Genomic DNA, 12082 nt, shown 5'->3' with positions numbered 1-12082 from the left:
GTTTTTTTTACTTTATTTTTTTCTTCCCCCCCTCACCCCCCCCCCCCCGGCCCCGCGGGCCCGGGCAGGTGCAACCTGCCGGGCACGGCCGCGCTTCGCCCACCGGGCGCCGGTTTCCCTCAGCCGTGCGGGGCCCGGTGATTCTTGATCCAATATTTCGGCATATAGGGAAGAATCTTCTTCCCCCTCCGCGACGACGCGAGGACACATACGGAAGGACCCCAATGAGGCGAACGATCGCCGCCCTGACCGGCGCCACCGTGGCGGCCCTGATGGTTCCCACGCTGGTGACCGTCGCCCCGGCGAGCGCCCAGACCGCTCAGACCACGAAGACCGCCCAGGCCGCGAAGTCCGACCCGGTCTCGGCGCTGAAGCGCCAGTTCAGAACCCACAGGGGCGTGAAGCTCACCGAGAACACGAAGATCGTCGGTGCGGGCAAGAAGCAGCGGACGATCTTCACCAGGCGTAACGGCGTGCTGGAGTTCGGCAAGTCGGGTCTGGTCGCCTCGGATCTGACCACCAAGTTCAACCTGCCCACCCAGGACGGCGAGTTCAAGGGCCTGTTCACCCCATCGCGGACGATCTCGCTGAAGAACGTCTCCTACACCTCGGGCGGTTTCTTCGCCGACTCCATGCCCGAGGGCAAGAAGTGGCTGCGCGTCCCCGGCGGAGGGCTGGTCCTGGTCAGCCCCGTCCAGCAGATCATCAGCACCGTCGAGCCGGGAACGCTGAAGGCGACCCTGGCCCACACCGGCGCCAGGCGCCCCGGCGGGACCTGGGACGGCACCCGGACCACCGTCCACTCGGGCACGATCACGCTGGGCGAGCTCTTCAAGGTCTCCCCCTCGGTACGCGCGATGCTGGGCACGAAGCCCACCGGCAGGTCCGCCACCCTCCCGGTGACCTGGAAGATCTACATCGGCTCCGACCAGCTGGTCCGCCGGATCGTGTCGTCGTACACCGAGTCCACCCGGGGCCTCAACAGCACCGAGCTGACCTACGTCAACGACACCCGCTACACCGGCTGGGGCACCAAGGTCACCGTCAAGGCACCGCCCGCCGACCAGGTGGCCGACTTCGACGAGCTCACCGTCGGCGCCGACCAGCCCGAGGACCCCATCAGGGAACTCCTCACGAACTGATCCGGGAATCGGAGCGCGGGAAGGGCACGGCGAGCGGCGGCCGCCGTGCCCTTCCCCTTCCCCCGAGTCCGGAACCGGCGGCAGGGGGCCACCGGACGCTCCGGAGATCTCAGAGTTTCTCCAGTTGTTTCGCGTACGCCAGCAGCAGGACCTTCTCCCCCACTCCGCCACCGAAGTCGATCTTGGCCTTGGTCTTCTCGGCGACGCCGTCCACGGACACCACGGTGCCCAGGCCGAACTTGTCGTGGGTGACCCGGTCGCCGGGGGCCAGGTTGGGGATCTGCCTGCCCTCGGACTTCCTGACCGGGGCGGGGCGGGAGTCGCGGCGGGTGGCGGCGCTCCAGGCGCTCTTCTCCGGGTTGCCGCGCCACTCGACCAGATCGGCCGGGATCTCCGCGACGAACCGGGAGGCCGGGTTGAACGCGGGCGAACCCCAGGAACTGCGGACGGCGGCCCGGGAGACATAGAGGCGCTGCTCGGCGCGGGTGATGCCGACGTAGGCCAGGCGGCGCTCCTCCTCCAGCTCCTTCGGCTCGCCGAGCGAGCGCATGTGCGGGAAGACCCCGTCCTCCATTCCGGTGAGGAACACCACGGGGAACTCAAGTCCCTTGGCGGTGTGCAGCGTCATCAGCGTCACCACGCCCTGGCCCCCGTCGGCCGCCGGGATCTGGTCGGCATCGGCGACCAGGGAGATCTGCTCCAGGAACTCCACCAGCGTGCCCTCGGGGTTGGCCTCCTCGAACTCGGAGGCGACCGAGATCATCTCGTCCAGGTTCTCCAGGCGGCTCTCGTCCTGCGGGTCGTTGGAGGCGGTGAGCTCCAGACGGTATCCGGTGCTCCCCAGCACCTCCTGGGCCAGCTGTGAGGGCGACAGGTCGTCGGCCTTCACCATCAGCTCGTCCATCAGATCGACGAACTCGGCGATGGCCTTGAGCGAACGGGTGGCCATGCCCGGCGCGTCGTCCGCCCGGCGGAGCGCCTCCCAGTAGGGGATCCGCTCCCTGCTCGCGAACGCCTCGACCATCGCCTCGGCCCGCTCGCCGATGCCGCGCTTGGGCACGTTGAGGATGCGGCGCAGCGACACCACGTCGTTCGGGTTGGACAGGAAGCGCAGGTAGGCCAGCAGGTCGCGGACCTCCTTGCGCTCGTAGAAGCGCACCCCGCCCACCACCTTGTACGGCAGGCCGGTCCTGATGAAGATCTCCTCGAACACCCGGGAGGCGGCGTTGGTCCGGTAGAACACGGCGACCTGGCCGGGTACCACGTCCTCGTGGTCGGTGAGCCTGTCGACCTCCTGGGCGACGAACATCGCCTCGTCGTGCTCGTTGTCGGCGACATAGCCGATGATCTTCGCCCCGGCCCCCTGGTCGGACCAGAGGTTCTTGGGTTTGCGGCTCTCGTTGCGCGAGATCACCGCGTTGGCGGCGGACAGGATCGTCTGGGTGGAGCGGTAGTTCTGCTCCAGCAGGATCGTCCTGGCCTCCGGGTAGTCGCGCTCGAACTCCAGGATGTTGCGGATCGTCGCGCCGCGGAAGGCATAGATCGACTGGTCGGCGTCACCCACCACGCACAGCTCGGCCGGGGCGACACCCCCCTCCCTGACCAGGTCTCCGTCGGCGGTGCGCAGCTCGGGACGGCCCGCGAGCTCGCGGATCAGGGTGTACTGCGCGTGGTTGGTGTCCTGGTACTCGTCGACCATGATGTGGCGCCAGCGGAGCCGGTAGTGCTCGGCCACGTCGGGGAAGATCTGGAACAGCGTCACCGTCAGCATGATGAGGTCGTCGAAGTCCATCGCTCCGGCCTCGGTGAGCTTCTGCTGGTAGTTGCGGTACGCCTCGGCGAGCTTGCGCTCCAGGTGTGTGGAGGCCTGGGCGGCCGCCGTCTCGTAGTCGATCAGCTCGTTCTTGAAGTTGCTGACCTGGGCGGAGAAGGACCTCGGCGGGTAACGCTTGGGATCGAGGTCCATCTCGCGGCAGACCATCGCCATCAGGCGTTGCGAGTCGGCCTGGTCGTAGATGGAGAAGCCCGAGGGGAAGCCCAGGCGCTTGGCCTCACGGCGCAGGATCCGCACGCACGCGCTGTGGAAGGTCATCACCCACATCGCCGCCGAACGCGGGCCGATGAGCTTGTCGACCCGGTCCTTCATCTCCCGTGCGGCCTTGTTGGTGAAGGTGATCGCCAGGATCTCCTGCGGCTGCACACCCCGCTCGCCCAGCAGATAGGCGATGCGGTGGGTCAGCACCCGGGTCTTGCCGGAACCCGCGCCCGCGACGATGAGCAGGGGGCTGCCGTGGTGCACGACGGCCTCGCGCTGCTGAGGGTTGAGCCCGTCGAGCAACGGGTGGGTCAGAGAGGAGGCTGGGATCGACACGTCCCCTAGGTTAGAACGACTGGCCGACAACCGGGTCCAACGGTCGTAAAGGAATGTGGGCGGACCCCGCTGCGGTTGTGACGATCGAACGTACGCGGAGAAGACGGAAGGGTTCCCATGCTGTCCGAAGGCGAGATCAGCCGCGTACTCGCGGTCACCGCACATCCCGACGACGTCGACTTCGCCGCCGCGGGCTCGATCGCGCGATTCACCGACCGGGGCGTCGAGGTGACGTACTGCGTGGTCACCGACGGCGACGCGGGTGGCTTCGACCGCGAGCTGGACAACGGCGGCATGGCCGAGCTCCGCCGCGCCGAGCAGTCCAACGCCGCCAAGGCCGTCGGCGTGACCGATGTGCGCTACCTCGGCTACCACGACGGGACGGTGGTGCAGAGCCTGGAGTTGCGGCGTGACATCACCCGGGTCATCCGCCAGGTCAAGCCCGATCTGGTGATCACCCACAGCCCCGAGCGCAACCACCGGTTCATCGCCCCCAGCCACCCCGACCACCGCGCGGTCGGCGGCTGCGCCATCGACGCCGTCTACCCCGACGCGCGCAACCCCTACACCTTCCCCTCGCTCCTGCTCGACGAGGGCCTTGAGGCGTGGACCGTCCGCGAGGTCTGGTTGAACGGCGGCCCGGTAGCCGACCACCACGTGGACATCACCGACGCCTTCGACCGCAAGCTGGCCGCGCTGCGCGCCCACGTCAGCCAGGTCGGCCACCTGGAGGACTTCGAGAGCTTCCTGCGGGACCGCTTCTCCCAGCGAGCCGTCGAGGCGGGCTTCGGCGAGGGCCGCTACGTCGAGTCCTTCCAGCGGGTCCCCACCGCCTGACCTCGCATGAGGCCACAAGGACACCGCGCCCCTTGAACACCATCGACCTGTCGTTCGCCACCGCCGCCGTCATCGTCCTGCTGGCCGTCGGAGCCGCCGCCGTCGCCTGGTTCGGCCACCTCGGGCACGCACCCGGGATACTCATGGCCTCCCTGCGCGCCGCCGTCCAACTCGTCGCGGTCTCGCTCGTCATCGTGTGGGCGGTCGAACGGGTGCCCGTGGTGGCGGTCTTCGTGCTGATCATGTACGGGGTGGCGAGCCTGACCGCGGGACGCAGGATCACCTCGGGCCGCGCCGCCGGGTGGGCCGCGGTGCCCATCGCGGCCGGGACCCTGCCGGTGCTGGCGCTGCTGTTCGGCGGCGGCATCGTCCCGCCGCGGGGCATCACACTGATCCCGATCGCGGGCATCCTGCTCGGCGGGTGCCTGACGGCCACGGCACTCGCGGGACGGCGGGCCCTGGACGAGCTCGCCCACCGGCGGGGCGAGGTGGAGGCGGCGCTCTCCCTGGGCTTCTCGGACCGGGACGCGGCACTGGAGATCTGCCGGCCGCCCGCGGCGCAGGCCCTGGTGCCCGCGCTGGACCAGACGAGAACCGTGGGCCTGGTCACACTGCCCGGCGCCTTCGTGGGGATGCTCCTGGGCGGGGCCAATCCGCTCCAGGCCGGAGTGGTACAGCTCGTCGTGCTGGTCGCGCTGCTGGCCGCGGAGGCGGTGGCCGTGGTCGTCACGATCGAACTCGCCGCCCGCGGCCGCTTCGGCGCCCACGAGCCGTCGCCCGGCTCGCGCACCCGTGAACCGGTGTGGAGACCGGGCAGGCGAAGGAAGTAGGAGCGGGTCAGCGGTTCGGGGCGGGAGCCTCCCGGGACGCGGGGTCCGGCGGGGCCAGGCGGGCGAACAAGTAGCCCAGGGAGTTGGTCGCGACGTGGAACATCGCGGGCGCGGCCAGGCCGCCCCGCCTGCGCAGCTCGGTGAAGAGCACCCCGGCGAGGCCCGTCGCGACCACGGAACCGGCCGCGACGCGCGTCGCCTGCCATCCGGGCGCGCCGGAGCCGCCGCCGGCGGCCTCCCCGGAGGCCAGACGGCTCAGGGCGGGGTTGGCGGCCGTCATGTCCACAGCGGGGAGAACGTGCCAGAGGCCGAAAAGGATCGAGGAGACGGCGGTCGCCGCGCCGTGGCCGTGGGAGCGGGCGACGAGGGCGTGCACCACCCCGCGGAAGCCGACCTCCTCCAGCAGTACGGTGCCGACCGGCACCTGGATCAGTGCCTCCTCCAGCGCGCGGGCGCGGGAGAGCGACAGGGCGCGCTCGTCGCGGAAAAGGCGACGGGTGGCCGGGACCGCCACGCCCGCGGCGTAGGCCCCCGCCACGGCGGCGGCGAGCGCGCCACCGATCCGCAGGCCCCGCGAGCGCTGGTGGAACCCCAGCTCGGACCAGGAGATCCCGGCACGGCGGGCCAGCACGAGCAGCGCACCGGTGGCCACGGCCGAGGTCAGCGGTGCCAGCCTCGGCGCCAGGCGGTTGTTGAGCACGTTGGCCCCCACCAGCACCGCCACCGCCCCTGTCACCGCTCCCACCGACGCCCCCGGTGGAAGCCCGGCACCGGTGTCCCGCGTCGGCCTCCGCTCCACCCCTTCAGCCCCCTCGGACCTCGGTTCCACACCCCGCGTGCCGGGGACCGCGACCCCTGGGACGGTGTCCTTCCGCCCGAGCCCGTGGAGATCCCGTTCGAATCCGGTTCGAGGCTACGCGACCGGGGCCGGATCCGTGACGGCCTGGCGCCAGCCGGCCGGGAAGCGCAGGCCGCGGCGTTCCTTCACGGTCAGGCCGCCCCAGATCCCCTCGGGCTCGGCCGCCCGGACCGCGTACGCCCGGCACTCCTTGAGGACCGGGCACCGCTCGCAGACCGCCTTCGCCCGCGCCTCCTGCTCGGCCGACTGGGTCAGCGGAAAGAACAGCTCGGGATCGCTGGTGCGGCAGGCACCTCGCACGGCCCAGCCGATCTCCTCAACCATTGCCCGCACGTCATCACCCCCTGATGGCTCGGCCCTCAGACTAGGTGGATCGCGGCGTCGGGACATCAACCTCTCGGCGGATTCACGCGTACTCATCTCGACGGATCGGGGAGAACGCTCCACCTGCCTTCTCACCGAGGCTCGCCACGCCCTCGGGGGCGGTGCGATCAGAGGGTCGGCCAGCCGTGGACCGGCTCGTTGGTGTGCATGTTCGCCATGTACCGCAGGGTCATCCGGCGCAGTGCCTCGTGTCTTTCGAGGTCGCCGAGCGCGTTCACCGCGTCGATCTGCCAGCTCGCCCCGTTCCTGCCCGTCAGGCAGCGCCGCTCGACGATCCCCAGCAGCCGGTCCCTGACGGCGGGGGCCACGCCCCACAGATCGAGCCCCTCGTGGGCGAGCGGCAGCAGGCGGCGCAGGATCAGCTCCGAGGCGGTCACCTCGCCGAGTCCCGGCCAGAAGAGCCTGGCGTCCAGGCCGTACCGGGCGGCGGCGTGCAGGTTGTCCCTGGCCGCGGCGAACGACATGCGCGTCCACACCGGGCGTTCGGCGTAGGGCAGGACGCCCATGAGCCCGTAGTAGAACACCGCGTTGGCGACGATGTCGGCCACCGAGGGGCCCGCGGGCAGCACCCGGTTCTCCACCCGCAGGTGCGGGATGCCGTCCACCACCGCGTAGACCGGCCGGTTCCACCGGTAGACGGTGCCGTTGTGCAGGGTCAGCTCGCCGAGCTGGGGGGTGATCCCGCGCGTCAGCTCCTCGCGCGGGTCGGCCTCGTCGCACAGGGGCAGCAGCGCGGGGAAGTAGCGGGTGTTCTCCTCGAAGAGATCGAAGACCGAGGTGATCCACCGTTCGCCGAACCACACCCTGGGCCGCACCCCCTGGACCTTCAGCTCCACCGGGCGGGTGTCGGTGGCCTGCTCGAACAGCGGGATCCTGGTCTCCTGCCAGAGCCTGCGGCCGAACAGGAACGGCGAGTTGGCCGCCATCGCCACCTGCGGGCCCGCGATGGCCTGGGCGGCGTTCCAGTTGGCGGCGAACGTCTCCGGGCTGACCTGGAGATGGAGCTGGAGGCTCGTGCAGGCGGCCTCGGGGGTGATGCTGTCGGCGTAGGTCTCGAGGAGATCCTCCCCCTCGATCGACAGGTGCATGTCCTCGCCCCTGGCCGCGAAGATCTGCTCGTTGAGCAGTTTGTAGCGGGGGTTGGCCGACAGGGTGCCCTCGTGGACGTCGCTCTCCCGCAGCGTGGGCAGGATGCCGACCATCATCATGTGCCCGCCGACGGTACGGGCCCGCGCCTCGGCGTGGTTGAGGCGGTCCCTGATCACCTTCTCCAGCCGGACCGCGCCCTCCTGCTCCAGGGACTCGGGCAGGACGTTGATCTCCACGTTGAACTGGCCGAGCTCGGTGGCCCAGTCGGGCTGGGCGATGGCCGCCAGCACCTCGGCGTTCTTCATGGCGACCTCGCCCCGGTCGTCCACGAGGTTGAGCTCGATCTCCAGCCCGGCCCTGGGCCGGTCGAACTCGAACCTGGACTCGTGGAGCATCTGCGCGAAGACGTCAAGGCACCGGCGGACCTTGTCCCGGTAGCGCCGCCGGTCCTCGCGACTGAACACCATCGCAGGTACGTCGCGTCCCATACTTCGCAGAGTCGCACATAAGTCACTGCTCGTACAGGAGTGGCCGGTTCACCGGCCGGCCGGTCAGACCAGGCGCCGCGCCGTGGCCCAGCGGGAGAGCTCGTGACGGTTGGAGAGCTGGAGCTTGCGCAGCACCGACGAGACATGGGTCTCCACGGTCTTCACCGAGATGAACAGCTCCTTGGCGATCTCCTTGTAGGCGTACCCCCTGGCGATCAACCGCAGCACCTCGCGCTCGCGCTGGGTCAGCGAGTCGAGCTCGGGGTCGATCGGCGGGGCCTCACTGGAGGCGAACGCGTCCAGCACGAACCCGGCCAGCCTCGGGGAGAAGACCGCGTCCCCGTCGGCCACCCTGCGGATGGCGTCGGTGAGCTCGCGCCCGCTGATGTTCTTGGTCACATAGCCCCGGGCACCGCCCCGGATCACACCGATGACGTCCTCGGCGGCGTCGGAGACCGACAGGGCGAGGAAGCGGACCGTGGAGCCCGCGCCGAGGACCCGGCGCAGCACCTCCTGGCCACCGCCACCGGGCATGTGCACGTCGAGGAGGACCACGTCGGGCCCCAGTTCGGCGATCGCCCTGACCGCGGACTCCACGTCCTCGGCCTCCCCGAGCACCTCGATGGAGTCGCCCAGCTCGGCCCGGACGCCGGAGCGGAACAACCGGTGGTCGTCGACGATCAGGACCTTCACCGCGCTCATCGGGCCCCTCCCGCCGGTCGCGTCCGTCCGCCGTCACACCGCGCGGCCCGGCCGAGGGCTCGCTCTGTCGTGGCTCGCTCGCTGCTCACACCTTCTCCAGCTTCATGGTCAACATCACTTCCGTACCCTCGCCGGGCTCGGTCCGCACCCGGGCGCTGCCCCCGTGGCGCTCCATCCTGCCGACGATCGACTGGCGGATACCCATACGATCCTCGGGCACGTCCTCCATGTCGAACCCGACCCCTCGATCCCTGACGAAGATGGTGATCTCCTCCGGCTCGGCCTCGGCGTAGACGGAGATGACCTCGGACCCCGAGTATTTCGCGGCGTTGACCATGGCCTGCCTCGCGGCCTGCACCATCGCGGACAGCTCGGGGGTCAGCGGGCAGTCGCCCACGCAGACGACCTCGATCGGCACCCCGTGCGCGTCCTCCTCCTCGGCCGCCACCCGCCGCACGGCCGCGGCCACCGACGCGTCGGCGTCCTGCTGGGGCTGGTAGAGCCAGTTGCGCAGTTCCCGCTCCTGGGAGCGGGCGAGCCTCATCACCTCGCGCGAATCGGAGGCGTTGCGCTGGATGAGGGTCAGCGTGTGCAGCACCGAGTCGTGGACGTGGGCGGCCACCTCGGCGCGCTCCTCCTGCCGGATGCGCTCGCGGCGCTCGCGCTGCAACTCCTTCCACAGGGCCGCCAGCCAGGGGGCCGCGATCAGCGCGACACCGCCCACGACCACCAGCGTGAACATGATGCCGGAACGGGCCTCGACCAGCTCGTCGTTGGCCACCAGGAAACCGATCGCGCCGACCATGACGAGCACCAGCCCGGCGACGGTGCGGACCCGGTTCTGGCGGACCTGTCCGACGGTGGTGGTCATCCAGCGCTGCCGCCGGTCCGGATCCGCCTGCTGCCACAGGATCAGCGAGCCGATGCCGCCCACCGCGATCGGCCAGGCCCCGATCCCGCCCCCCGAGGTTCCGGTGAGCCAGCCCAGGGCCAGCAGCGCCAGCCCGATCGCGGTGTACGCGGCGAGCTGGCTCCAGTCCCTGGCGGGTTCCCTGCCCTCGTACGGCTCGCGCGGGGTGAACATCCACAGGGCGGCGTACGCCACGGCTCCGAACCCGTCCAGGACGGTGAGCAGCACGAAGGCCAGCCGCAGCACGACCGGGTCGAGCCGGAGCTGGGCGGCGGCCCCCTGGGCCACCCCGGCCACCAGCCGCCCCTCCACCGGCCTCATCAGCCGAGGGAGAGGCGCGTCTTCGGAGGTCACGGGCGCCGTGTCATGAATTGTCGTTCGGTCAGCCATATCGTCAGCATCGTCACACGAACCACCATGCCAGCGCATCAGGCGTTCCCCTGAAGCGACCCTGAGAGAGGCGTTTCCCCTCCGGGACGACTCAGGGGTGTCCCGGATGCGGCACGGGCCGAGGAAAGGCCACGATAAGTACATGAACGATACCGATCCGGCGAGCGCCACGTCCGGCTCGCGGCCCGGCTTCCCCACAGAGGATCGCGGTCTGCGGCGCAGCGACGAGGGCCGCATGCTGACCGGCGTCTGCGCGGGCCTGGGGCGGTACGCCGGGGTTGACCCAGTGCTGTTGCGGGTGGGTTTCGCGGTGCTCGTGCTCGGCTCGGGGATCGGCATCATGCTCTACGTCGCGGCGTTCCTGCTGATGCGTGAGGCCAACGGCGGCCCCGGCTACGTGGAGCAGTGGAGCCGGCGCGACTTCGACAGCGAGACGGTCCTGACCCTGCTGGCAGGCCTGTTCGCCCTCGGGCTCATCGTCAACATCTCTTCGGACGGCGTCGGCACCGCCACGGTCGTGGTCGGCACGGTGTTCGCCATCGCCCTGCTCACCGCCCACTCCCGCGGGGTGGACCTGCTGGCCGCCGCCAGGTCACTGCCCGACCGGCTGCGCGGGCGCCGGGCGCCGTACCCGGCCGATCAGTGGCCGAACCCGTTCGCCTACGGGCCGGGCGGCGCCGACGGCCGGCGTCCCGTCGGGGAGCAGGATCCGGCCGCCCGCACCGCCGCGCCGCCGGCCTCGGGCCCCGCGGCGTACGCCGCCCGCCCGGGCGGCGAGACGGTCACGGAGCGGTACGCGCCCGCCTCGGGAGCTGAGACGAGGGTCGAGACGGGGACTGAGACGGAGACTGAGACGGAGGCCGGACCGGCGTCCACGGCGGAGCGGCCGCCCCCGGCCCCCGTCTCGGAGACCCGCACCGAGCCCGCCCCGGACAGGCCCTCCATACCCGACCCCGTCCCCGACCCCGTCGCCGAGACCTTCGCCGGGCCTGCTCCGGGTGCACCTCCCCGTCCCGCCCCGCCCCGCGGAGACGTCCCACCGGAGCCGTACCACCCCGCCAGGCCGTCGTTCGACTCCTCCGGTGCGCCTTTCTCGCCGTACGGCCCCTACCAGCCGCTGGACCCCCGGAAGCGGCAGCAACCGTACTCCCCCTACGCCCCTTACCCGCCGTCCGGGTACGGCGCGACGGTGACAGCGCCGCCCAGGCCGCGGCGGCCCAGATCGTTCGTCGGGGGCGTCACCATCTTCCTGGCCATGATCGTTGGAGGGATCATCGTGGCGATCCAGTCCGCTTCAGGACCGGTCAACATGACGGTCGCGGGCGGCGCGGCACTCGTCGTCATCGGCGCCGGCCTGCTGGCCGCCGCCTGGTTCGGCCGGGGAGCCGGGCTGGTCGCGACCGGCACCATCCTGTCGATCGCCCTGGTCGCGGGACCCATGCTGGGCGGCATGCCGAAGAAGTTCGGCAGCTATCACTGGCAGCCCACCAGCCTGTCCGAGATGGCCCGCAGCTACTCGGTGGGGGTGGGCGACGGGGTGCTGGACCTGAGCGAGGTGGCCCTGCCGCCGGGTTCGCGGACCGCCGTGGACGTCTCGCTCTCGGTCGGTGAGATCAGCGTGATCCTGCCGGCGACCGCCAGGGTCGAGGTGCGGGGCCATACCAGGTTCGGCGATGTCAAAATCGACCACACGGTGGAGGGGGGTGCCGACATCCGGCACGACAGAATCCTGGAGCCCGAGGTGCCCCCCAAGGGCGACGTGGCGACCATCGTGCTGAACATCAAGGCCGGCATCGGGGATGTGGAGGTGCGCCGTGCTGCCTGAGCACGACCGGCCCGAACAGCGGCCCGTGTCCCGGGGCGTACACCGCACCGACTGGATGGCCCTGCTCAGCGGCATGCTGTTCATCGCGATCGGGGTCGTCTTCATCAGCAGACCAGCCGTCCAGCCGCTGGTCATGCTCACGGTCCTGGTGAGCGGCCTGGGCTTGGCGGGCCTGGTAGCCATCCTGGCCAAGGTCACCCGGAGCTAGGGAGATCGGGGCTGCCCGGACGTCAGAGCAACAGGTCATATCGGGCA

The 12082-nt window shown here is 70.7% G+C and carries 11 protein-coding genes; 5 read left to right on the top strand and 6 right to left on the bottom strand.

Features of this window, described 5'->3' with window-relative positions; genetic code table 11:
* Positions 1-224 precede the first annotated feature (224 nt).
* Positions 225-1142 carry a hypothetical protein gene (locus ABZU75_RS20590; RefSeq protein ID WP_355556343.1) on the top strand — a complete coding sequence of 306 codons (918 nt, stop codon included), beginning with the start codon at positions 225-227 and terminating at the stop codon, positions 1140-1142.
* A 109-nt stretch (positions 1143-1251) separates the two neighbouring features.
* Here the strand turns inward: ABZU75_RS20590 and pcrA are convergent, their stop codons facing one another.
* Entirely contained in the window at positions 1252-3507 is a 2256-nt protein-coding gene (pcrA, locus tag ABZU75_RS20585) for a DNA helicase PcrA (RefSeq protein ID WP_350956161.1), read from the bottom strand.
* A gap of 123 nt (positions 3508-3630) precedes the next feature.
* Here pcrA and ABZU75_RS20580 point away from each other — a divergent pair, with 123 nt between their 5' ends.
* A complete protein-coding gene (locus tag ABZU75_RS20580) occupies positions 3631-4350 on the top strand; it encodes a PIG-L deacetylase family protein (protein WP_355556340.1) in 720 nt (239 codons plus the stop codon).
* 32 nt (positions 4351-4382) lie between these two features.
* The gene (locus ABZU75_RS20575) at positions 4383-5180 is read left to right on the top strand and encodes an ABC transporter permease (protein WP_355556337.1); all 798 of its coding nucleotides are present in this window, start codon (positions 4383-4385) and stop codon (positions 5178-5180) included.
* A 7-nt stretch (positions 5181-5187) separates the two neighbouring features.
* On the opposite strand, the gene ABZU75_RS20570 is transcribed toward ABZU75_RS20575, so the two are convergent.
* From ABZU75_RS20570 to ABZU75_RS20550, 5 genes are all read right to left on the bottom strand, one after another.
* A complete protein-coding gene (locus ABZU75_RS20570) occupies positions 5188-5925 on the bottom strand; it encodes a CPBP family intramembrane glutamic endopeptidase (protein ID WP_355556334.1) in 738 nt (245 codons plus the stop codon).
* 168 nt (positions 5926-6093) lie between these two features.
* The gene (locus ABZU75_RS20565) at positions 6094-6363 is read right to left on the bottom strand and encodes a WhiB family transcriptional regulator (protein WP_355556345.1); all 270 of its coding nucleotides are present in this window, start codon (positions 6361-6363) and stop codon (positions 6094-6096) included.
* Positions 6364-6530: 167 nt separating this feature from the next.
* The gene (locus tag ABZU75_RS20560) at positions 6531-8000 is read right to left on the bottom strand and encodes a glutamate--cysteine ligase (RefSeq protein WP_355556331.1); all 1470 of its coding nucleotides are present in this window, start codon (positions 7998-8000) and stop codon (positions 6531-6533) included.
* 63 nt (positions 8001-8063) lie between these two features.
* Positions 8064-8702, bottom strand: coding sequence for a response regulator transcription factor (locus ABZU75_RS20555; protein WP_350911572.1), 639 nt, complete (start codon positions 8700-8702; stop codon positions 8064-8066).
* 85 nt (positions 8703-8787) lie between these two features.
* Positions 8788-10002 carry a PspC domain-containing protein gene (locus ABZU75_RS20550; RefSeq protein ID WP_355556327.1) on the bottom strand — a complete coding sequence of 405 codons (1215 nt, stop codon included), beginning with the start codon at positions 10000-10002 and terminating at the stop codon, positions 8788-8790.
* 142 nt (positions 10003-10144) lie between these two features.
* On the opposite strand from ABZU75_RS20550, the gene ABZU75_RS20545 reads away from it, so the two are divergent.
* Together ABZU75_RS20545 and ABZU75_RS20540 are read left to right on the top strand one after the other, a co-directional pair.
* On the top strand, positions 10145-11827 hold the full coding sequence (locus ABZU75_RS20545) for a PspC domain-containing protein (protein ID WP_355556324.1): 1683 nt from the start codon (positions 10145-10147) through the stop codon (positions 11825-11827).
* Entirely contained in the window at positions 11817-12035 is a 219-nt protein-coding gene (locus tag ABZU75_RS20540) for a hypothetical protein (RefSeq protein WP_355556321.1), read from the top strand. Before ABZU75_RS20545 ends, ABZU75_RS20540 begins: the two co-directional genes overlap by 11 nt.
* Positions 12036-12082 lie beyond the last annotated feature (47 nt).

Source organism: Streptosporangium sp. NPDC005286 (assembly GCF_040607515.1).
Taxonomy (GTDB): domain Bacteria; phylum Actinomycetota; class Actinomycetes; order Streptosporangiales; family Streptosporangiaceae; genus Streptosporangium.
The sequence above is the reverse complement of the archived record's forward strand: the minus strand, read 5'-3'. Positions and strand labels throughout refer to the sequence as shown.